At 41.2% G+C, this 22,716-nt stretch carries 17 protein-coding genes; 7 read left to right on the top strand and 10 right to left on the bottom strand.

Translation table 11 applies throughout. The annotated features are described in order from the left end of the window. The first annotated feature begins 7 nt into the window (after positions 1–7). From ACOQO1_RS16995 to ACOQO1_RS16980, 4 genes are read left to right on the top strand one after another with little or no spacing between them, the layout of a single operon-like run. The gene (locus tag ACOQO1_RS16995; protein WP_420604079.1) at positions 8–5,422 is read left to right on the top strand and encodes a hypothetical protein; all 5,415 of its coding nucleotides are present in this window, start codon (positions 8–10) and stop codon (positions 5,420–5,422) included. Positions 5,423–5,445: 23 nt separating this feature from the next. Further along, on the top strand, positions 5,446–8,970 hold the full coding sequence (locus ACOQO1_RS16990) for a DUF6443 domain-containing protein (RefSeq protein WP_420604078.1): 3,525 nt from the start codon (positions 5,446–5,448) through the stop codon (positions 8,968–8,970). Between the two features lie 8 nt (positions 8,971–8,978). Beyond that, positions 8,979–9,317: a hypothetical protein gene (locus ACOQO1_RS16985; RefSeq protein WP_420604077.1), complete on the top strand. Its 339-nt coding sequence runs from the start codon at positions 8,979–8,981 to the stop codon at positions 9,315–9,317. A gap of 1 nt (position 9,318) precedes the next feature. Next, positions 9,319–9,762 (top strand): hypothetical protein, encoded by a 444-nt coding sequence (locus ACOQO1_RS16980; RefSeq protein ID WP_420604076.1) that lies wholly within the window; start codon positions 9,319–9,321, stop codon positions 9,760–9,762. Between the two features lie 619 nt (positions 9,763–10,381). On the opposite strand, the gene ACOQO1_RS16975 is transcribed toward ACOQO1_RS16980, so the two are convergent. Beyond that, positions 10,382–10,825: a hypothetical protein gene (locus ACOQO1_RS16975; RefSeq protein ID WP_420604075.1), complete on the bottom strand. Its 444-nt coding sequence runs from the start codon at positions 10,823–10,825 to the stop codon at positions 10,382–10,384. 109 nt (positions 10,826–10,934) lie between these two features. On the opposite strand from ACOQO1_RS16975, the gene ACOQO1_RS16970 reads away from it, so the two are divergent. Then, positions 10,935–11,165: a helix-turn-helix domain-containing protein gene (locus ACOQO1_RS16970; RefSeq protein ID WP_420604074.1), complete on the top strand. Its 231-nt coding sequence runs from the start codon at positions 10,935–10,937 to the stop codon at positions 11,163–11,165. 178 nt (positions 11,166–11,343) lie between these two features. Further along, a complete protein-coding gene (locus tag ACOQO1_RS16965) occupies positions 11,344–14,778 on the top strand; it encodes a T9SS type B sorting domain-containing protein (RefSeq protein ID WP_420604073.1) in 3,435 nt (1,144 codons plus the stop codon). A gap of 165 nt (positions 14,779–14,943) precedes the next feature. On the opposite strand, the gene ACOQO1_RS16960 is transcribed toward ACOQO1_RS16965, so the two are convergent. Further along, positions 14,944–15,852, bottom strand: a complete 909-nt coding sequence (locus ACOQO1_RS16960) for a helix-turn-helix domain-containing protein (protein ID WP_420604072.1) — start codon at positions 15,850–15,852, stop codon at positions 14,944–14,946. A 98-nt stretch (positions 15,853–15,950) separates the two neighbouring features. On the opposite strand from ACOQO1_RS16960, the gene ACOQO1_RS16955 reads away from it, so the two are divergent. Continuing rightward, a complete protein-coding gene (locus tag ACOQO1_RS16955) occupies positions 15,951–18,197 on the top strand; it encodes a DUF5916 domain-containing protein (RefSeq protein WP_420604071.1) in 2,247 nt (748 codons plus the stop codon). Between the two features lie 29 nt (positions 18,198–18,226). Here ACOQO1_RS16955 and ACOQO1_RS16950 read toward each other — a convergent pair whose 3' ends face one another. The 8 genes from ACOQO1_RS16950 to ACOQO1_RS16915 form a co-directional block, all read right to left on the bottom strand. Then, a complete protein-coding gene (locus tag ACOQO1_RS16950) occupies positions 18,227–19,156 on the bottom strand; it encodes a DUF5777 family beta-barrel protein (RefSeq protein ID WP_420604070.1) in 930 nt (309 codons plus the stop codon). Beyond that, entirely contained in the window at positions 19,146–19,700 is a 555-nt protein-coding gene (locus ACOQO1_RS16945) for a YceI family protein (RefSeq protein WP_420604069.1), read from the bottom strand. Before ACOQO1_RS16945 ends, ACOQO1_RS16950 begins: the two co-directional genes overlap by 11 nt. Then, positions 19,693–20,133: an OB-fold protein gene (locus ACOQO1_RS16940; protein WP_420604068.1), complete on the bottom strand. Its 441-nt coding sequence runs from the start codon at positions 20,131–20,133 to the stop codon at positions 19,693–19,695. The genes ACOQO1_RS16945 and ACOQO1_RS16940 overlap by 8 nt, the downstream gene beginning before the upstream one ends. A 79-nt stretch (positions 20,134–20,212) precedes the next feature. Then, complete coding sequence (locus ACOQO1_RS16935; RefSeq protein ID WP_420604067.1) at positions 20,213–20,494, bottom strand: hypothetical protein; 282 nt, start codon at positions 20,492–20,494, stop codon at positions 20,213–20,215. 11 nt (positions 20,495–20,505) lie between these two features. Further along, positions 20,506–21,351 (bottom strand): DUF5777 family beta-barrel protein, encoded by an 846-nt coding sequence (locus ACOQO1_RS16930; protein ID WP_420604066.1) that lies wholly within the window; start codon positions 21,349–21,351, stop codon positions 20,506–20,508. Positions 21,352–21,365: 14 nt separating this feature from the next. Then, entirely contained in the window at positions 21,366–21,752 is a 387-nt protein-coding gene (locus ACOQO1_RS16925; RefSeq protein WP_420604065.1) for an OB-fold protein, read from the bottom strand. After that, positions 21,749–22,312 carry a YceI family protein gene (locus ACOQO1_RS16920; RefSeq protein ID WP_420604064.1) on the bottom strand — a complete coding sequence of 188 codons (564 nt, stop codon included), beginning with the start codon at positions 22,310–22,312 and terminating at the stop codon, positions 21,749–21,751. Before ACOQO1_RS16920 ends, ACOQO1_RS16925 begins: the two co-directional genes overlap by 4 nt. 6 nt (positions 22,313–22,318) lie before the next feature. Next, positions 22,319–22,687 carry a hypothetical protein gene (locus ACOQO1_RS16915; protein WP_420604063.1) on the bottom strand — a complete coding sequence of 123 codons (369 nt, stop codon included), beginning with the start codon at positions 22,685–22,687 and terminating at the stop codon, positions 22,319–22,321. Between the last annotated feature and the right edge of the window lie 29 nt (positions 22,688–22,716).

Below are 22,716 nucleotides of genomic sequence, written 5' to 3'. Positions count from 1 at the left end.
AGATTAAATGAGAATTTCAGTTACAACTTTGATGTTGTTCCTCTTCACAAGTCAAATTGGGATATCCCAAGAAAATGGAGATGTACAGAATCTATATAAAACAGAGCTAGACAAATTGGTTAAGGTTCCTGTTTCGCCTGAAGCTGCAGCGTTTATGAAATATGGGGACACTAAGGTCAGTCTTTATTCTGGTATTCCCCAAATCACCATACCCTTAAATACATTTGAAGGCAGGGAATTTAACTTACCTGTTACACTAACCTATGATGCCTCTGGCATAAAAGTGGAACAATTGGCCACTTGGATTGGTCTAGGATGGAACTTGAGCATTGGAGGACGTATTACCAGAGTGGTCAATGGCTTGGCTGATGATTACATCCAAGGAAATTACAACACAATAAATGATCCAGATGTTGTGAATAAAATCCAACAATACAGAAGTAACAGCAGCACCTTTTCCAGTACTCAAGATGTTCAGAATTATTTTGAGTTTCTGCATGATATTAGCACCAACTTTACAGATGCCGAACCGGATTATTATGTAATTAATGCGCCTGGAATCAGCGCCACAATAGTCAATGATATTGAGGACAATAATCAACTTAAGGCACTTAATAACCCAAGAATAAAGATTCTTAGGCAAACCAATGGCTGGACTATTACCAATGAAGATGGGACTGAGTATGAATTTTTGGACAAAAGTGAGACGACCCTAAAACATGGTAATGACGACATCCCAAATGGAGCCATTATCTCTGAATATGAATCCTCATGGTTACTGACAAAAATAACTTCTACAAACGGGAAGGACGTTTACGAATTCAATTACACTGATTTTGGCTATTGGGCACAAGAACAATTGGGATCCTCTGCTAACAGGGTAGTCAATGAATTTCAGGATAACATCTACGTTTATCCAGAGCCAACTCCCCAGTATGGAAGTGGGTCTGGATATTGGGTCAAGCAACAATTTTTGGCCGCCGTTGTTCACAACGGAATTACCCTGATGTCCACCAATTTAGGAACAAGACATGATATTGATGACAATGGGAATAATACCAGATTGGATAGAATCAACTTTTATGATTTGGAAGGAAACGATCATAAAAGCATCGAATTCAACAATTCCCACTATTTTAATCTAGATGGGGGCAATCCGGAAGAAAAAACCCGTTTTGACATTCGATTGAAATTGGATGGTATAACCATCAAGGGAAAACAAAATGGGTTATATCAAAATTATTCCTTCGAGTATGAAAACCCTGATGACCTTCCTCCAAGGGATTCTTTTGGGCAAGATTATTTTGGATATTACAACGGACAAAACAATTCTTCACTAATTCCCAAATACGAAACCCCGCCATATACTTTTCATGGAGCTGACAGGGAGCCCAACACGTCCTATGCAAAGATTGGAATGTTGAACAAAATAACTTATCCTACCAGAGGATATACTGAATTTGAATATGAAAGTCATGATATATACAAAACGGAAACTACGGCGTCCACTGCAACATACCTTGATGTTGCCCTTACAGGGTCAAGTGTAACAGACCCATCGCTTTATTACAACGATAATGGACAGCTTTGTGATGATCAGTTTTTGGATTATGATCTTCCCAAAATTCTTTTTAAAGTATTTACGATTCCTGAGACAGGGAGTTATGATGTTCAATATACTGGAATATCTGCCAATGCAGAAGGGTATATTATGTATTTGGGTCCAATTGATGAATCCACTTGCCAACCAGGCCCTAATGGAACAATGATATGCTCTTCGCCAAATGATTCCTACGAAAACTATTGTGATGTTTATTCAAACATAGGAGGTGCCCATTGGTTTTCAAACTCCAACAACAATGGTTTCACAACATTTGATGCCGGTGTCTACAAGGCCATGATAGTCTTGGATGAAAACAATTTCCAGGGAAACTATGGTACTGTTAATTTAAAAGTTAGCGGGCAAGTATCTACTGTCAGTTCTGGCAATTATGACATAGGAGGCCTTCGCATTAGGGAGATTCGTGATTATTCCAGTCCAGGAGAGCTGGCAAGAACAAAATTTTATTCGTATCGTGATGACCAAAACAGAAGTACTGGAGAAATTAATTTCCAACCTGTTTTTTCAACCGTAAAGTCCTTCAACACATCAAGTAAACCAGTCGCTCAATTGATAAGAACGGCCACTTTCCCCAAAGGAGACGAACCTTATGTGGTTTACCCAATGGTAAGGGAATATCTCTTAGATCGGCAGGGAAATTCCGAGGGTCATACCATTCATTCATTCCATAAAGCCCCAAAGGGTTCCGTTCCAAGGATGACACTTCCCTTTGAAAACAATTATTATGGTAGTATAAAAGCATCGCAACCAGTTCAGACCGTTCAAGTTGACTCTAATGGCGATAAGGTCTCCAAAAAGGATGTTGACTATTATGAAACATCTACTGAACACGTTTCAATAAATGGCTGGGTAAACTATACCGATGAAGGTAACTCAGATAAGCTAATTGCCATAAAAAAGTATACCCCACAATCAGGACCAGATTATTACACCTATGAATATGTATTAAACTTTGATTGTCAGGGGCCTACTTTTTGTCCGATACCCAGTTATATTACAGACCCGCAAGCTCATGGCTATGAGCTTATCTTAAATTCCAAATATAGTGCCCTAAAGGGAAGGTTCAGCTTTACGGCTGGCTCATACGGAGGGGTCTCTTCCGTAACTGATAGTCTCTACCTAAAAGATGTAAATAACAATCCTTTAGAGATCGTAACAGTTAATGAAACCACCTATGACCCATTGGTAGACTACCTCCCAAGAACAACCCGCACTATAGATAGTGAAGGAGAGGTTTTTGAGACGACCAATTACTATCCCAAGGATAATGTAGTTTCAGGATCGACAAATCTAATTTCTAAAAACAGACTTTCTGAAGTGGTTAAATCGGAAACTTTCAAGTCTCCAGATGATACTTCCCCTATTAAGATCCAAGCTACGGAAAAAGCATATGTGGATGTAATCGGTTCGCATACTCTTCCGGTTCTGGTAAAAACTCAAAAGGCTGAAGAAAATGTTCAAGATAGAGTAAGTTTTAGTTATCACACAGATGGCAACCTTAAAGAAGCTAATATCATCAATGGACCAACAACCACCTATGTTTGGGGATACAGCGATAGATATCCTGTGGCCGTTGTCAACAATGCTACTCAAAATGACGTGGATGCTGTTAACCTCAATATGACCTTGATCACTGGTCCAGCAACCTCAGATAGTGCAATGCGAAACGAATTGGAAAAGTTGAGGGCCAACCTTGCAGATGCCATGGTCACAACTTATACCTATGACCCGCTGGTTGGTGTTACCAGTATTACCGACCCAAGGGGACAAACCGCTTTTTATGAATACGATGAGTTTGGACGTCTTCTCAATATTAAGAATGATGAAACCAAAATGGTTCAAGAATATGTCTATAAGTATAGAACAGAAGATGCCGTTTATCCAGATGACCCTAGCTCTTACCCTCCATTAGGCGGGGCCATCAGTGGGTCCGAAAGCGCAAATTACAATTCAACGCATACCTATACTGCAACCCCTTCAGGAGGTTCTGAGAATTACTCCTTAACCTGGTACAAAGATGGTCTTGTTATTGGTAATGGTGATACAATGGATGTGACCTTTGATTCAGGAAGCAGCACCTACGTCCGAGTTGACATATTGGATACCGCAACGGGAAGCCAATTTACCACAAAAATGTTGGTGGCCGTAACGGATGTCCTAAACATATCACCCATTGTGTCTTCTCAAGGCGAAGACCATATTTTGGTGGGAAGCACCTTAACTTTTACCGCTCCATCGGTAAGTGGAGGTTCAACCAATAAAACGTATAGATGGTTGGTCAATAACAATGAAGTAGCTGCTGCCGCCACACCACAAAATTTGACCTACGATCAATTTAATCAATCAATAACGTACGACATTGTTTTTGAAGTAGAGGACAATGTTCTGAACATAACAAATTCGGTTGTCAAAACCATATATGTCCATGATCCATTAAGCAGTTTTACCCTGAATGGGGATATCTATATGCAGCGAGGAAAAACCAAGACCTATAGTGCTGTGGGTGTTTCAGGGGGATCTGGGAACAGGTCCTATAGCTGGGAAATTATTAATGGGGCTTCTTTGGGATCTGCCACTACAGCTTCTTTTTCCCCTAGCTCTTCTGGAAACTACACCCTTCGTTTGACCATAACCGATAATGACATTTCAAACCATGAAGAATATGCAGAACTCGCGCTAACTGCATATGAACCATTGACAATACCCACGGTTAGTACAGCAAAAACCTATGTTCTAGTTGGTAAAACCGTGAATTTTACCACCGGCAATATTGGAGGTGGGTCACCATTTAAGACCTATAAGTGGTATAATGGTTCCAACGAGATTAATGGAGAAACGGGAACTACTTATACTGACAGCTTTACGTTTGGATCACAAAATATCAGTTTTGAGGTATACGATACTCGATTGGGAACTTCGGTACAAAGCAATCCTACATCCATAAGCGTGCGAAACCCCTTGGTTATTTCCAGCGTGACTGCCAATAGTAGCACTGCTACGGTAGGCTCAACTGTTCGCTTTACCGCTGTTGGTGTAAGTGGCGGTTCAGGAAGTGACCAAAGGCAATGGTATATCAATGGCACTCCAGAGAGTGGTCAAACGGGGTCATTTATGGACAAAGCATTTAGCAATGGCGGCACCTATACTGTTTCTTATAAGGTTGTGGACAACAATCTTTTGGATGACTTGGGCGACCCGCTGGAAGCTGAGGACGATGTACAGATTTCTGTATATGATAATCTTTCTGTGTCCAATCTCGTTGTTCCTTCCACGGTCACTGTAAATACATCGGCAAGTTTTAATGTAAACATTGCCAGTGGATCGGGCAGTTATACCTATGCATGGAAAGTTCAAAAGGGAAGTACCATTCATAATGCCAGTACAAAATCCTTCTCTTTGCCCCTTGGTTTTGACTATTACGGAAGTGTCTATGTTGAATGTAAGGTCACCGACACCTTAACTGGGCAGGAACAGACCCTCAACACTAACCTTACAGTGAATGGGGCTCCAGCCTTGACAGGAAAACAGGGCATCTCCCAAGTGTACAATGACAACGACATTGAATACCATGTAAGGGTAAACATTACCGGATTGAACGGTTCAGGGGATTACAGCTATGTATGGACCATAGATAACCAGAGTTCTGGGACCGCAACTACAGCAACAGTATACTTGGACTGTAGTGACCAGAGCGACCGTGTGGTATGTACTGTGACCGATAACCTCACCGGGCAGACCAAAACCACGGACAAGACCTATGTGTTCACCGGTGAATGTAACGGTGGAGGAGGCAACCAGTAATAACCCTTAACAAGAGATTAAAGATGAAAAATATCAAGTTTTATATCACCATTATGATTGTTTTGGGTTCTTATGGGGCCCAATCCCAGACTACCTATGTACAACCCCAACCAAGTGATGATAACTATGTTTTGGCTCGCACCTATCAAGAGAAAAAGAATAATTATTCTGAGGTTTCCCAAGAAACTGATGTTATTGAGACCATTCAATATTATGATGGCCTTGGTCGACCCCAGCAGAATATAGCCATTGGACATTCCCCTCTTCGGGCTGATATGGTAACTCCCATTCAGTATGATGAATATGGTAGGGTAATAAAAGAGTGGATGCCCTTTCCAGCAATAGATGATGGCACGCGAGGCAACTACCAGTCTGGAAGTTATTTAATGGGCCAGCAGTTCTATCAAAACAAGTTTCCAAATGACTTTACGGACCTTCTCACCCTTCAGGTGAATGCCTATTCCGAAAAGAAGTTTGAAACTTCGCCACTGAACAGGTTGCTAAAACAAGGTGCGCCCGGCAAGGATTGGGTCATTAAAACATCTGGAGATGATAGAGCCGTTGAATTTTCCTATGGAACCAACGCTGCCAATGAAGTCCGCATGTTTGCGGTAACTACCGTTTCTACAAACAACACCTATGATCCTACCCTTGTTTTCTTGAAAGACGATCAAGGTGTGGACATAGAATTCTATTCGGCCGGAGAGCTTTCCAAGACCATTTCTTATAATGAGAATCATGTTTCTGGAAAGAACCATTCCATAGAGGAATTTACCGATAAGCAAGGGCTGGTGCTTCTAAAGCGTACCTATGCCGATCTGGACATTGATAATGACGCCATCGTTGAGACCGAGGTGCCGCACGACACCTATTATGTATATGACGATCATGGAAACTTGACCTATGTCCTAACGCCCAAGATGGATGCCACTGATGCAACTTTGGCCAACATCAACACCAACATGGACGAACTGGGCTACCAATATATTTATGATGATCGTAACCGACTGGTGGAAAAGAAAATCCCGGGTAAGGATTGGGAACATATCATTTACAATGATCTGGACCAACCCATCATGGTCCAGGATGCCATACAACGTGCCAACGATGAATGGTTGTTCACCAAATATGATGTTTTTGGCCGTGTGGCCTACACGGGCAAGGTCACGGATGCCCGTGATCGGGACATCATTCAGCAAAACAGTGTAAACGGCTTTAATAACGACCTATGGGTAAAACAGGGCAACAGCTATACCTTTGGTAATATAGATGTAAACTACAACAACGGTGCATACCCCACCGCTAATATTACCGAGATTCTGACCATCAGTTATTATGACGATTACAATTTTGACCGGGCCAACGAACCCGCACCGCCAACAACGGTCTTTGATGAAAATCTGGACAGCCGAACAAAGGGATTGGCCACGGGAAGCAAAGTAAAGGTCTTGGATACCAATGACTGGGTCACTACGGTTACAAGGTATGACAGCAATGGCCAGGCTGTTTATACATATAGCGAGAATACCCAACTGGGAACTGTGGATGTATTGGAAACGGACCTTGATTTTGTGGGCAAGCCCATCAAAATGCGCACCTCCCATACCCGAAGCAGCGACATCATTGTTACCATAGATAATTTTGAGTACGATCATGTGGGTCGTATGCTCAAGCAGACCCAATGCATTGGGGACCAAACTTTGGGTTACAGTTGTGACCAGGTCAACGTAGTGGCCAATGCTGTGGTAGATGATTCCCTGGTCACCGAAAGTGTAACCACAACATCCAGAATTACCATAAGCTCACCGGGACCTAACCAGCCAGTGGTTGTTAAAGGTGGCACCTATAAGGTAGATCCAAATGCCAACAGTAGTGGCGGACAGGAAGAGCTCATAACCTACAATGATTATGACGAGCTGGGCCAACTGAGGGCCAAAAAGGTGGGCGGCGCCCCTGGCGCTGATTATGTTGGCACCGCAGGCCTACAGACCGTTAACTATACCTATAACGTTAGGGGGTGGCTCAAGGCCATTAACCAGGATACGGAGGACGACAACGACTTGTTCAACTTTGGGATCAATTACAATACCGTGGCACATGGGGGCACCGCTCTTTTTAATGGCAACATTGCCGAAACGGAATGGGATACCGCTAACGATAATGTACAGCGCTGGTACCATTATGGGTACGATGCCCTCAATAGGATTGTTTCAGGAACAAGTGATGATGGCAAGTTCAATTTGGAAGGCATTACCTATGACAGGAACGGCAACATTGGAAAACTCTTGCGAATGGGCCATGTAGTGGCCGACCCCGAAATAGCTACGGCCAATGACTACAATGTTATGGACAACCTTACCTATGTTTATACGGGCAACAAGCTCATGAAGGTTTCTGATGCCGCTGCCGTGCCCCAGTTTGGGTTTAAGGACGGCACCAACACCGGAAACGATTATACCTACGACAGCAACGGCAACATAAAAACCGATGCCAACAAGGGCATTACGGACATTACCTACAACCATTTGAATTTACCTACAAACATTGCCCTGAATGGCGGCGCAATTTCCTATATTTACACTGCCTCTGGAACCAAATTAAAGAAAAGTACCAGCGGTGGTTCTTTGACAAATACGGAATACGCCGGCAATTACATCTATGGCAACGGTACGCTGCAGTTCTTCTCACAGCCCGAAGGGTACGTGTACAAGGATGGTAGCGCCTATAAATATGTGTACCAGTACAAGGACCATTTGGGCAATATTAGGTTAAGCTATGAAGATGGCAACGGGGATGGGGACATAGATGTGACCAATGACCCCATGACCACGGAAATTGTGGAAGAGAACAACTACTACCCCTTTGGCCTTAAGCATAAAGGGTATAACGATGCAGTATCTTCCCTTGGCAACAGTGTGGCCAAAAGATGGAAGTATAACGGAAAAGAGCTGGACGATAGTTTTGATGGGGCACTTGCCACCTATGATTTTGGCGCCCGTAACTATGACCCGGCCCTGGGAAGGTGGATGAACATAGATCCCCTGGCAGAGCAGATGCGCAGGCATTCGCCCTACAACTATGCGTTCAACAACCCCATGTTCTTTGTGGATCCAGATGGTATGTTCCCCTTTGCCAGCAGTAAAATGGGCTTGGGGCCTGCCTACCCAACAGGTGCTGGCCCAACCGCGCATGTCTATAAAGGGGGTGTAGCTTTTGCGGATACCCCAGAGCCGGAGGAGGAAGCTCTTCCAGATGATATTATTTTGAGAGGAAAAGATGCTGTCACAGGAGAATACAGAGATGCCATTGTTATCAAGAGTGAAAAGATTGATGTTACTTTAGATGTTGAGAATTTGATTCTTCCACCTTCAACTCAAGGGCCTGTAAAGAATTCTAAAAATAGTTCTCTTAATAAACCTATAGAACTGAATGGATTGGATGCGGCATTGGATTTGGCGGAAAACACTTTGGGGCAAGCAGATGCGCTTACCATAGACATAGGGGGAACAGTAGTTGCTGGTGAGGAGCTGCAGGCAATGTTCAAATAGCCACCATTTTGCAGGGAGAGGATGCTGGTGGAGGGTTTCTCTATGGGCCATCTCATTCTGACGTGAATCTGGGTTTCTCTGGAGGTGGAAGCATTGAATTAGGAGCTATATTCTCGACTACAGGTTCTTTTGACAGAAACACATTGGAAGGGACAACCATTGGTCTAGATGGTAGCTATGGCCCTGTTTCAGGCAGCCTCTCATTTGGCGTAGATGGTCCTTTCGATTGGGATGTGAATTATATTGGCGCAAGTTTGGGCGTTGGAGTAGGTCTCCCCGGTGCTCGTGCATTTGTTTCCCAATCAGAACTTATAACAACAATTAGAAAACCAAATAATGAAAGATAGAATGAAAGTATTATCATTTTTACTGACAATTGTATTTATCGCATCATGCGACTTCCAAAAACAAAAAGAGAATGTCAAGTCTACGGAGATTGATAAAATAGTGATGATTAGTAAAGGTGGAGATGGTAGGCACAATTTAAAAAAACGGTTGGATATTACGGATGAAAACGAGATAAACAGATTATCAAATGCTTTTTTGAGTTCCAAGCCATTGACCCGTAAAGTAAATGTGGGCTCAAATTATGGTTCAATAGTTGTAGATATGGTAGATAAAGAATCTGAATCCATATATTATCTTTCAATCATATATACAGTATATGACGGTGTTGTGATTAGAAATGATCTTAATGGTGATAAATTCCAAAACGATGAGTTTGTTGGTAATGTCAATAATTTAATGTCCAATAACAAGACTATTTTGGATAACTTGAAAGACCATAATTAAGAAGAACTCCCGCGCTGCTACTAGTCTACTTCCGTAAGCTCAGCACAGGTGTGACCAGTGGCAGTAAGAGTGAAAGCTAAACAATAAAAGCCAGTTCCTTTGTTGGGAACTGGTTTTTCTTTACAACCGTTATTGCTTTCAATGTAGAAAGAATGAAAGAAATTATAGGTAGAGAGTTTTGATAAACAAGAAATCTATGCATGAAAAGGCCAAAGTAATAATCCGTATTTTGATATTTATATTGTTAGTTGTTTGCGCTACAGTGTTTTTTAACAATAGGAAATCCAATTCTTTAAAAACTGAAATGTCCAGATCGTATAATGGAATAATTGAAAAGATAAGATCTGATCAAAAAAGGATATACTTTATTACTGTGAACGGAAAAGAAATTTACCTCAATAATTATCCAATAAGAGAATCATATTCAAATTTGCAAGTAGGAGATTCTCTTAATAAAGAAAAAGGAAGTAACTCTCTTAAACATTTCAAGAAAAGTAAAAAAGGATACTATTTTTATGCTAGCTACAAAATCAAATAGCTACCTGAGGCATGATAAAATCAGAGCCACGCGCGCTCCGCTCCCGCTAGTTTCCAACTAGTGATGTTAAAAAATAAATTTTCAAGCCAGTTCTTTTTGAGCTGGCTTTTTGGTTTCTAGGGTTTGAATTCCAGAATAGGTGTGCTTAACATGCACTTGCAAATTTTTATCCGGGGCATCAATGATAAACTGTAATATCAACTTTTCTGCATCCATTAGTAATGTGCCTTCGGCCAAAGGCCTGGGCAGTTGTAACATTTCTACTTTAAAATAGTTCTCTGTGGTGGGTTTTTCAAACCAAAAGGAAAACCGGAACACCAAATTGTCCATCACCTTCATTTTAAGTAGCGGTTTCTTTGAGAATTTATAAATGCAAATACGTGCATTGTATTTGGTAATCCGTTTTAGGGGCTTTCCATTGTGGTAGGTCTGTATTTCCAACTGGGCAAAAGTGATTACCAGTGTAGTAGATTGGTTTTGGTCCAGAAAAGCACTTAGGCTTTTGAGCAGATGGGATTTGGGCATAACAAAAGTTTTGGGGCGTTAAAATTCAATCGTGGGGCATATAAATATAATATATTTTAATGACCTATCAGTCATTGTTGAAAAGTTCTAAACACAAGATCTTGAGGTCATGCAAGAATTGTCCAAAGATCAAGAGCTATTAAAGCTCGCCACACGTGTAGCCCAACTTCGCGATCAGAAAGGCGTAAGCCAACAAAATGCTTTCAATGACACCGGAATCCACTTTGGACGTATTGAGCAAGGTAAAAGAGATATTAGCTATTTCACCTTGCTGAAACTCTGTCAATATTTTGAAATTTCCCTAAAGGATTTTTTTGACGGATCTTTTGATGCACGGTAAAATCCCCCCTCCGCTCCCGCCAGTTTGTAACTGGTGGTTAAATCACTACAAGAAATAATTTTACAGCTGCGGTTTCAGCCATGAACATACATCCCAAAAACCTGTATTACATAGAAAAAGGCTTCCTTGGCTTTAGGAAAAATCTTATTTTTAGGCCTTAAATCAACCATAGACCCCATTGAACCTACGACTTTCACTTTGCGCTATAGTATTTGCGCTGTTTTCAACCATTACAATAAAAGCCCAACTTGAAGCCTCTATCTGGTATTTTGGAGGTAATGCCGGCCTTGATTTCAACTCAGGTGCGCCCATAAGTTTAAATGACGGCCAACTTTATACCACTGAAGGCTGTTCCACAATTTCCGATGCTTCTGGCAATCTACTTTTCTACACCAACGGAATCGATGTTTGGGACCGTACCCACAGCATTATGCCAAATGGTGATGGACTATTGGGGGATGCCAGTTCCACGCAGTCGTCCATTATTGTGCCAAAACCCAATGATCCGGACATCTATTATATTTTCACCACCTATCCTTTTAATGGATTCCATTACTCAGAAGTGGACATGACAGCAAATGGGGGCCTCGGAGATATAGTTAACAAAAATGTACACCTGCTCACAGAAGTGACCGAAAAATTGACCGCTGTAAAACATGCCAACGGAACGGATGTTTGGGTAATTACCCATGGCAATTATAATAATCAATTTCTAGCGTACAGGGTTACCCCGGCAGGCGTGGTCGCCACTCCGGTCACAAGTAATGTAGGTTCAGATCTTGCAGGTCTTTGGCGTGTTCAGGGCTATTTAAAAGCATCCCCTAACGGTAACAAACTAGCTATTTGCCATGAAACACTTTCAGCAGAACTATTGGATTTTGACAATGCCACGGGTATAGTGAGCAATCCTATTCTTTTGGCGGAGAATACATACGCATATGGGGTAGAGTTTTCACCAAATGGGCAAGTATTATATATTGGGGAGGAATTTGGAGATGTATATCAATATGATTTAAATGCTCCGGATATACGTGCCAGTGTTTTGAACATCAGCGGGCCGGTGGGCCGGTCTGGAGCTGTTCAACTTGCCATTGACGGGAAAATATATGCCGTTTCGTTTTTCAATACTCATTTGAGCGTCATCAATAATCCCAATGTAGTGGGTATGGGATGTAATTTTACATTTAATTCAATTGATCTCGGTAGCAATTATGCATTTCTGGGATTGCCCCCTTTTATCCAGTCGTATTTTTTTGTTGGGGATATCCAAGCTAGCCACTTGTGCTTTGGAGATACCACAGAGTTTAGCATCAACACTTCAGAACCCATTGTGTCCATTCTATGGGATTTTGGGGATGGCAACACCTCCACAGTTGAAAATGCAACGCATACCTATGCAACGCCTGGAAATTATACGGTGACCGCTACGGTAAATACGGCATCTGAAACCCGGATGGAAACCAGGGATATTATCATTTCAGAAGTTCCCGTAGCCAACCCAATTACGGATTTGGACATTTGCCACCCCACAAACATGTACAATTTGGACCTTTCCACTCTGGACAATCAAGCATTGGGTGCCCAAGCAGCAGCGGATTTTGTGGTTTCCTATTTTAGCACCCAAGCGGATGCGGATGCCCATACCAATCCCTTGAATGCAACAAGTGCTTTTGGGTTGGGCGCCAATCCGGTATATGTCCGGGTTTCCAATCGTCTAAATTTAAGTTGTTACAACACCAACAATTTTATGGTGAACGTGTCTTTGCAACCGGTTTTGCCCGCAGTGACGGACTGGACGGTTTGCGATGATGACACCGACGGCCTTTATACTTTTGATCTTACGGACAAAGATGCCGAAATATTAAATGGACAGGATGCTGCAATCTTTTCCATTAGCTATCATGACTCCCAAGCGGATGCGGACAATAGGACCAATGCGTTGGGGACATCCCATACCAACACCCTGCCCTTGGAAACTTTATTTTTCCGGATTGAAAACAACTCCCATACGGATTGTTACGAAACCGGTAGTTTTAATATTGAGGTCATAGAACAAGTAGTGGCAAATACACCTAATGACCTTGAAATTTGTGATGTGGACAATGACGGCAATGCCACTTTTGACCTAAATCTGGCATCTGCCGAAATCATTGGTGCACAAAACGCTGCCAGCCTTGTGGTTTCTTTTCACCGTTCACAAGCGGACGCCGCTGCCAATATTGATCCGTTGAACACCAATTATGATAGTGCCAATTACCAGCAAACAATCTACGCAAGGTTGACCAACGTTTCAAATACAGATTGCTTTGACACCACCACCTTTCAGCTTTTGATTTATGATACACCCACAGCACCAACAGTTACGGATTGGTATGTTTGTGATGACGACAATGACGGTGTTTTTTCTTTTGATCTAGCCCAGAAAACCAATGAGATAATAACGAGTTTTTCTGATGGGGCAGTCTCTTATTTTGAATCGTACAACGATGCGGACCTGAACCAAAATGAAATTACCGGGGTGTATTCCAATACCTCCAATCCGCAGACCATTTATTTTAGGATTGAAAATAACAATAATGCCAATTGTTATGATGTAGGTCAGTTTAATATTCAGGTCTTTGACACTCCTTCCGCAACCATTCCGACCAATATTGTGTCCTGTGATGTTGACGAAACCGGCAGCTATACTTTTGATCTGACCCAAAAGGATTTGGAGATTTTGAACGGTCAGGATTCCAACACCTATGAAGTGCTGTATTTTGCTTCGGAGCAAGATGCCCGGAATAACAACAACGTACTATCCGCTTCGGCCTATCGAAATGGTTCCTACAATGATTTGATCTACGCCCGGGTCCACAACCCTGTTTTTCCCGATTGCTTTGCCACCACCAGTTTCTCTATTTTGGTAAATCCGCTACCCCAAATAAATCTGGAAGATACCTATGTGATCTGTCCGGATAGCCCGGACCTCACCATTGAAGCGGGCATTTTTGAAACTTACGATTGGCAGGATTCTTCTGGAAATTCAATGGGGTCAGGGCAAAGTCAATTTATTTCGGAATTGGGCAATTATAGCCTAACGGTTACCCAGACAACAAACGGGGTCACTTGTTCCAACAGTTTTAATTTTGAAGTGGTTTCCTCTGGTGCTCCGGACAGTTTTACGGTTGCCACAAGTGGAATATCAGATCAGGTCACTCTTACCATCGATGCTCTTGGAATAGGTACATTTGAATATTCACTTGATGGGATCAATTACCAAAAACTCAACCAATTTGTGGTTTTTCCTGGGCGGTATACGGTCTACGTCAGAGATCCTTTTGAGTGCCGTACCTTGAGCAAAGATGTTATTGCTCTGGGATATCAACGGTTCTTTTCTCCAAATGGGGACACTTACCATGAATATTGGAATGTAATTGGAGCGGAACAGTTCCCTAATTCCCAACTTTTCATTTATGATAGACTTGGGAAGCTACTTCGTCAGATTTCCCCATTGGGACAGGGCTGGGACGGCACTTATCTAAATCGTCCTATGCCTTCATCCGACTACTGGTTTAGGTTTGAATATGGTGAAGGCGAGGTATTTACAGGCCATTTTACGCTAAAGCGATAATTTTTTGAACTATTCGCCACCAACAGCTCCAAATCATATACGTCGAATGATTTAGAAAATCGCAAACAATGACTCTTTCATGTCAACTCTTTTGAACAAGCCTCTCGGGCAAAATTGTGAAACAAACCAAAAATCAATCTTTGGCTTTTTAATTTTTCAGCATATTTACTTTCTTAAATCGCTGGGTCGGAAACCATATCTTTTAAAAAAAGCATTGGAAAAATTGCCCACACTGGAATAACCTGCCTCATAGGCTATCGCTGTAATTTTTTTATCCGATCCTTGAATATCCTCGAATGCCCGTTTTAATCGTAGTTCAATAAAAAAGTCGATGACGCTCTGGCCAAACTGTTCCTTAAATTCCGTTTTAAGGCTATATTCGTTAAGGCCTGCATGCTTGGCAATGATTTTTAATGAGAGTTTTTGGTCCAAGTTGGACACTATAAAATCCTTGGCCCTCTCAATGTTTTCTCTTTTAACCGGTTTTTTGGGCGACAACTTTTTGGCATTCTCCCGTAACACCGGAATGGAATAAAAAATCAGTTCTATAAGTTTGTGCTTTACATAAACATCGTACAGATTGCCTTGATAGGGGTTTTCCAAAATTTCATGAATGATTTCTCTGGTTTTCACATCAAGAGAGGCATATTTTTTATCCAAATAGAACAAGTTGTTGTTTTCAATGGCCCGCTTTATTGGAGTCAGTTCCTGAAAATCTTTCAAGAAGGAATGCACAAAGTATTCTGGATCCACCCTAAACCCAAAACTCTTGTAAACACAATTATCAGGAAATCGAATCTTACAACATCCTTTTTTTTGGTATAGAATGGCAAAGGAGTTAGAATCGATCTCCACAATCCTGTCCTCCTCAACAATAAGTGTATTGGTTTTTCCCGATAATTGATAGTGAAACTGCAGCCAATTATCTGCTCCTTCAACCACTATCTCAACGGCTTCAGATGTTTGTAAACTGGAACTGTATATCAAAAAATTTTCCAGTTCAGCTTCCATTCGCTTGCCACGATATCCCCGCCCTTCTTCATTTTTAACCACTTTGGAATTGTTTTGACTCATCACTCTTCACGATTTGCTTCTAAAATAATAACAAGTTCTCCCGATGCCATATGCGCTTTTAAACAATCCTAAATAGTTTTCAAACTAAATTCCCATCAATGAAACGACCATTTATAATTCTGATTTCACTGTTGTCCTTCCCATACAGTTTTTGTGCAGCTCAAGAGGCATTAAATATAAAAAAAGCATCAGGTAAAATAATTATCGATGCTATAATGAACGAACCGGATTGGGAAAATGCAGCTGTTGCTGAAAACTTTTGGCAATTTTTTCCAAGTGACTCTGTACCGGCACAGGCCGATACCGAAGTAAGGTTGGTCTATGATGAGGATTACCTGTATGTTTTGGCCAAAATGCACAATTTAGGAGAAAGATCTTATGTGACCCCTTCCTTGCGTAGGGATTTTAGAGGAGAGGCCAACGATGTCTTCTCCATTGTTTTGGATACCTATACGGACAAAAACAATGCTTTTTTATTCGGGGTAAACCCTTTTGGGGTACAACGAGAGGGATTGATAGCCAATGGGGGCAGTTTGGCAAGTCCCAGTACCTTTTCAATGGGTTGGGACAATGTTTGGTACTCCGAAGCAAAAATTTATGATGATTTTTGGATGGTAGAAATGGCAATTCCCCTAAAAACACTCCGCTACAAACCGAAATCCCCAGCCTGGAACATTAATTTCTACCGTTTTGACAGTGAATATGCCGAACAGTCGACCTGGACCCGTATCCCAAGAAATCAGTTTATCATCAACCTTGCATTTACCAAGGAACTCATCTGGGACGAGCCCTTGGACCAAAGCAAAAAGAACATTTCACTCATTCCGTACGGGATTTATCGCAATTCCAAGGATTTTGAACAGGATACTCCAACAAACAATGATTTTGATTTTGGACTGGACACCAAAATAGGTCTTGGTCCTGCAATGACCTTGGATTTGACAGTAAATCCTGATTTTTCGCAGGTAGAAGTGGATCAGCAGGTAACGAACTTGGACAGGTTTGAAATTTTCTTTCCTGAAAGAAGGCAGTTTTTTTTAGAAAATGCAGATTTATTTGCCAATTTTGGTATAGACGGGACCCGTCCGTTCTTTTCTCGGCGTATAGGTGTCAGTGTTGATGCATCAACAGGGCAAAATCTCCAAAACAGAATTTATGGTGGTTTTAGGCTCAATGGAAAATTGAACCAAAATCTAAGAATTGGCTTGTTGGATGCGCAATTGGAGGAAAATAAGACCATTCAACTGCCCTCTACCAACTACTTTGTGGCGGCCTTACAGCAGCGTATACTTTCCCGTTCGTATGTAGGGGCATTTTTTATTAATAAACAGGCTTTCACGGATTCCGTCGGGAGTGATTTTACACTTTCTCCCTCTCAATACAACAGAACATTGGGGTTAGATATTAACCTGGCCTCCAACGACAACACTTGGAACTCCAAGTTTTTCTACCATCAGTCTTTTGATGAGAACAACAGCACCTCTGAATTTGCTACAGGTGGGTTCATCAATTACAATTCGTACCGATGGGAAAGTAATTTTACTTTGCAAAGCATAGGTTCTGGGTATAATCCCGAAGTAGGATTTGTTAGAAGAAGGAACATTTTCCAAGCCAATCCTGAGGTATGGCTCAATATGTATCCCAAAAAAGGATCCATTCAGCGTCATGGCCCTGGAATCTCTGCAGACTGGGTGGGAAACAACAGGGATTTTAGTGACCTTGATTGGAACTTTGGTATTAACTATAGATTAAACTTCAAGAATACGGCCATTTTAAACTTTTCGGCACTTAGACAATACACCTATCTTCTTAACCCATTTGATCCCAGCGGACTCAACACTTTACCACTTGATTCAGGTTCGGATTATACCATCTCGTACCTAAAAGCAGATTTTCGGTCAGATGCACGTAAAAAACTTTCGTATAACCTATCAACTCGATTAGGGGAATACTTCAACGGAAATCTTTATAATATTGGCGGAACCATAACCTACCGGTATCAACCTTTGGGTTTCGCTTCCTTGAACTTTGCCTACAACCGTATTCGTCTTCCGGAAGGTTTTAATGACTCAGATTTGCTTCTTATCGGTACTCGATTTGACTTTACCTTTACAAAAAACTTCTTTTTGACCACTTTTGTCCAATTGAACAGTCAAATAGAAAACCTGAACATCAATACCCGGCTTCAATGGCGATTTAAACCTGTTTCGGATATCTTTTTAGTGTATACCGACAATTACTTTGCCCAAAGTCTTTCTGATCGTGGTGGTTTGTTGTTTCCCGATATCAGAGTTCCAAGACAACGGGCCATTGTGCTCAAACTGAACTATTGGTTAAATCTTTGATCAAGTACATTTTCCTGAATGCCAAATATTCATTTCCTGTCGGTATTGGTCTGCTTCAATCCCTTCAATTTTCGATTGAAATGAATCACATAGGTGAAATTAAATCCGAAGTTCAGGTTGGGGTTTTTAAAATTGAAATTGTTCCGTGTTCTCGCGATAAAGGCATCTTCTACCATGCTTGGGGCATTGGTAAGCATAAACTGCAACATTACATCACCAATTTCCCAATTTATACCCAATCCAAAAGGACCATAGGTATCCATTGACTCAAGCGGATTGAACACGGTATAATATTCTGACACTAAGGAGACATGGTTGCTCAATTTGTATCTACCCCCAAACCCAAGGGCAAAATGGCTGTTCGGGTCCTCAGGACTGCCCTCCAATCCCCTGTGGATAAACGTGGGGGAAATTTGTAGCGAAAATTTGGAGTTGAATTTTCGAGCTATAAGTACTTGGGAAGTGTATGACAATCTGCTGGAAAACTCCCCAGTAGCGTATGGGCCGGTAATAGCTTCGCTATTATAGCTTGCGTTTTGAAAGAGTGTAATATTGAAAGGTGCTCCCTTTGAGTCGTTTCGTTGCCGTACCAACCTATATTTTAAATAACCATCAAAAAGACCATCCCAGGTAGACCCTCCAAGACCTGTTGAGAGTCTATCGCTTATTGCATACTCCAAAGCAATCCGAACATTCAACTTATCCACTCCAAATTTTTGCGACCGAAGTTCGGGAGTGTTCCAGAACCTGTGAGATGCAGAAACCTCCAAGATGCCTTTTTTTCTTGTCTCAACGGAATGACCATAGGTAATCCTGGTGGTTTTAAAGGTAGCAGAAGTATAGCGTGGAACAGTGTCCTTTTGTTCTTTCTCCAGAATTTCCAACAGTCCTTTTTGAGCCTCTGCATTATATGCAAAAGCCATTAGGGTTACCATTGTCAAAAAAACTCTAGTCTTCATAGGGCAAACATTCAAATGTAAAATCCACAGAAATTGTCTTCGCAATGTTTCCGGCCAACAAAGGTGGTATTTTTATTTTATAATCTTGAACCACTGTCTCAAAGGTCCCGGACAACAAATACGTTCGTTCGCTACGTTCTATTTTTGTCTTTATTTCCAACTGTTTAGTTTCTCCATGCATAGAAAAACTGCCTTTTACAATTCGGGTCTGTTCTTCTGATTGTGCTGGGTCAAAATCGATGATGTTGCCCTCAAAAACCGCTCGCGGATATATATCCGATTCCACATAACTTTCATTGAAATGCTCTCGCATTAGGGCTTTTTCAAAAATAAATGCATTCATCAGCATACTTACAGCAATTTCACCAGTCTGTAGATCCACAATACCCAATACCTGATTATTCTCTGCTTTTATATGCTCTACAGAGGTATAGGAAAAGAAAGAGACATGGCCTTGCCTAGCGATGACCTTAGTATGTTCCTGCCCAAATGCGCAAAAGCACAGGAATACAAAAAACGGAATGAGCTTGTTCGTTTTATTCATAGACCACTATACAGTTCAAAAATATAGCATCTTTTAAAAACCCCTTGTATATGCCTTTAATCACAATGGTATCGTTTACAGAAAGACCTTTAATGTAATCTTTTTGATTCTTGGCCATATCGCAAATAATACTGGGATGCTCTTTATCGGACCGACCCAATATTATGGTCAACCGATTGTTCAGTTCATTAATATCCTTGATCTCGCCAGTAATTTCCACAACTTTTTCGGGTACCAGGTCAAAGTTTTCAGATGTACCTCTTTCAAGTTTTGCAATCAAGTTTTGGGCATTAATGAACAACTCGGGCTCTTTGTTCAGGATATTTTCAGAATGTCTGGGCAATATGAACCAAATTAAGGAAAGGCCTACAATTAACAGCACAGCCGAGAATAGGATTTTACCCAAAAGACCTATTTTTTTTATTCTTCGCATGGAATCCAATAAAAACCCAGAGCCTGTAAACAAGCTCTGGATTCAAATCTACTAAAACTAATTTCCCTTTTCAATTTAGTTATGCCGCGCTGTACTCAATTCCCCTACAATTGCACAGGGGTGGTACGTAGTTCTCTTTTTGGATCACATCTCCCTGTGGAGGGTGTCCGAGCTCCATCAATTTGTTGAGAACATTGGACAACTCGTTTGCTCTTATAAAGTGAAAAACAACCAAGGAATCCATTGGATATGTCCTTACGTTGGAAATGTCATCGATGCTGGTTAGCTCATTTTGTATTACTTCTGCGCAATTATGGCAAAAAGGTTGCTGTACGTCTATCCGTGCCAAGTTTTTTTTCATATCTGAAGATTTTAGAATACCCTAGAAATGTTAAATCCGAAAAAAATGTCTCCTTTGCTCCAATCCCCGGTAGCTTGGCCCAGAAAATTGTTAATATTCATAGGTTGTGCATTTGTAAAGTGCAATTGGAAAACATGTCCTCCAGTTTCCAAATCAAACCCAATTGAAAGTGGATTTTTGAACGGGGAGCTCCCTGCTCTGTTAAAATGAATTCCATAATCCATATTTAAGCTCCACCTCTTGGTCAATTTATGTCTTCCTCCTATCCCCAAGGCGTATTGTAAGTTCTCTTGTTCCGTAACACTTACAAGGTTGTTATGGAAAAAAGTTGGGGCCAATTGCAATGAAAGGTTTTTGTTCATCTTTCTTGAAATCAGCGCCTGCGTTGCATATCCAAGCTTATGCTTAAACTCCAATCCCGGCAGGGTCTCCTCATCCAAAGAGGTATTCATCAAAACACTGCTATGCCATACAATTGTCACCGGAGAGGCTCCTTTTTTTTGTCTTATCAACCTCAACTTTAGGGAACCTTCATAGGTTTTTTGAAATGAGCTTCTTGAGATACCCACATTTATGCCATCGGTAATTCCATAGATAAAATTCAACCTGGTCACAGCCTGGTCCAATCCAAAGAAATCCTCTATACCAGTTTTTATTGATCCAAAGCGATGCGAGACAACAAAATACAGCTCTTTCTCCGATACCATTTTGGTAGATTCAAAATTTACCACCTTTAACCCTTTAAAAGCTGCTGCTTCAAATTTTGATGTGGTCTCTATATCTATTTCTTCTAACAAATCGTCCTGTCCCCATATAAATTGAGGAAGTATCGCCAATAAGAAAAAAAGTTTTTTCATGTTTTTCATGTTCTTTAGTTGGTTATGGTTGCTTGGTCTATCTTAACTAATTCAAGAAGGTCATCATATCCAATACACCTTCCTTTCACCGAGATAGGTTTTCCTTTTTCCACTTTGGATAGTTGGGCGTTTATAAAGTTCACCTGTACCTTATCATCCAAAATCACCGAATTTTTATCTATATCTGTAACTTTCCCTGATGTACCCACCACTTGATCTATATATACCTTTCCTTTTTCATTGTTGAAACCATTAAAAAGTTCACTGGCCTGCATTTCGTACCTAGCGGTCTCCTCAGCAATATTCCTTTGTTCAGGATTAAGATATCTGTAACTCATGATGAGAATAATCAATGTTAACATCATTAGTGTCAATACTGTCAATTGCCTTTTGGATATCATTTTTTGCTCAGTTTAAAGTCAATTTTCACCTGTACTTCCTTAGCTATCTTGTTCCTTACAATTTTTGGGATCTTAATATCAAAATCTGCAGGCAAAACAGTAAAACTGCCTATCATTTGAAGTACATCCTTAATCCGCTGCATTTGGACCGTTGTTGACACTTCTTTGTCCCTTCCATGAAAACTAAGTGTCCCTTTTAGCTTTACATGCATCATATCAGCACCCAAACGCTCCAGGTCAAAATCTTGTAGTTGTCCCGTGAATTTTGCTTTGGGGTAAATATCAGATTCGGCATAGTTCTCGTTAAAATGCTCTTGCATCAGGGAGTTTTTAAACTGAAATCCTTGAACCAAGACCAAAGATGCAATCTGATTGTTTTTGGCATCAAAAATGACCGTTGCCGTTTCATTGGTTGCCTTGACTTCTTCAAAAAGTTCTTCAGAAGCCTCAAAAATTACAATTCCATTCTTGTCAATAAACTTTGTTTGAGCATGCAATTGCAGAGCACCTAACCAAACCACAAGGCACCCTGCAACTACGCTGATTAAATTTTTAGGCATTACCAATCAATTTTGCGGGGTATCAGCATCAATCCAATCTTGGAACAAGTCAATGGTAGCTTGCGGTAGTCTTCCTCCCGGAGGCATAGCCCTAGGCTCTCCTGCCTGTTTACTAATCGCGCCGATAATTCCGGTTGCCCTGCTTTGTACATCGTTAAACGTTGTTAAAGAAAAGGGTGCGCCATTGGTAGGCGGGGAGCTATGGCAACCCACACAACTACTGGTCATAATAGCACGGATGTTACCCGTGTAGGTAACTTCTCCATTTCCTGGGTCGTCGTCGGTACCTGTTAAATCATCCTCATTGTCGCTGGAACAAGCGGCAATAGTTGCCAGTATCACCAATGAGGAAAATAGCATCAAAGTTTTTTTCATAGTCTTGGATTATTTAAGAGTTAACGGCA

Origin of the sequence: Flagellimonas sp., assembly GCF_965222555.1 — a bacterium.
Lineage (GTDB): Bacteria > Bacteroidota > Bacteroidia > Flavobacteriales > Flavobacteriaceae > Flagellimonas.
This window is presented reverse-complemented; position numbering and strand designations above follow the sequence as displayed.

Bases quoted from the DNA above. Each gene is read 5' to 3' on its own strand.
- ACOQO1_RS16995 (WP_420604079.1), top strand. From the start codon at position 8: ATGAGAATTTCAGTTACAACTTTGATGTTGTTCCTCTTCACAAGTCAA.
- ACOQO1_RS16990 (WP_420604078.1), top strand. From the start codon at position 5,446: ATGAAAAATATCAAGTTTTATATCACCATTATGATTGTTTTGGGTTCT.
- ACOQO1_RS16980 (WP_420604076.1), top strand. From the start codon at position 9,319: ATGAAAGTATTATCATTTTTACTGACAATTGTATTTATCGCATCATGC.
- ACOQO1_RS16975 (WP_420604075.1), bottom strand. From the start codon at position 10,825: ATGCCCAAATCCCATCTGCTCAAAAGCCTAAGTGCTTTTCTGGACCAA.
- ACOQO1_RS16970 (WP_420604074.1), top strand. From the start codon at position 10,935: ATGCAAGAATTGTCCAAAGATCAAGAGCTATTAAAGCTCGCCACACGT.
- ACOQO1_RS16960 (WP_420604072.1), bottom strand. From the start codon at position 15,852: ATGAGTCAAAACAATTCCAAAGTGGTTAAAAATGAAGAAGGGCGGGGA.
- ACOQO1_RS16955 (WP_420604071.1), top strand. From the start codon at position 15,951: ATGAAACGACCATTTATAATTCTGATTTCACTGTTGTCCTTCCCATAC.
- ACOQO1_RS16950 (WP_420604070.1), bottom strand. From the start codon at position 19,156: ATGAAGACTAGAGTTTTTTTGACAATGGTAACCCTAATGGCTTTTGCA.
- ACOQO1_RS16945 (WP_420604069.1), bottom strand. From the start codon at position 19,700: ATGAATAAAACGAACAAGCTCATTCCGTTTTTTGTATTCCTGTGCTTT.
- ACOQO1_RS16940 (WP_420604068.1), bottom strand. From the start codon at position 20,133: ATGCGAAGAATAAAAAAAATAGGTCTTTTGGGTAAAATCCTATTCTCG.
- ACOQO1_RS16935 (WP_420604067.1), bottom strand. From the start codon at position 20,494: ATGAAAAAAAACTTGGCACGGATAGACGTACAGCAACCTTTTTGCCAT.
- ACOQO1_RS16930 (WP_420604066.1), bottom strand. From the start codon at position 21,351: ATGAAAAAACTTTTTTTCTTATTGGCGATACTTCCTCAATTTATATGG.
- ACOQO1_RS16925 (WP_420604065.1), bottom strand. From the start codon at position 21,752: ATGATATCCAAAAGGCAATTGACAGTATTGACACTAATGATGTTAACA.
- ACOQO1_RS16920 (WP_420604064.1), bottom strand. From the start codon at position 22,312: ATGCCTAAAAATTTAATCAGCGTAGTTGCAGGGTGCCTTGTGGTTTGG.
- ACOQO1_RS16915 (WP_420604063.1), bottom strand. From the start codon at position 22,687: ATGAAAAAAACTTTGATGCTATTTTCCTCATTGGTGATACTGGCAACT.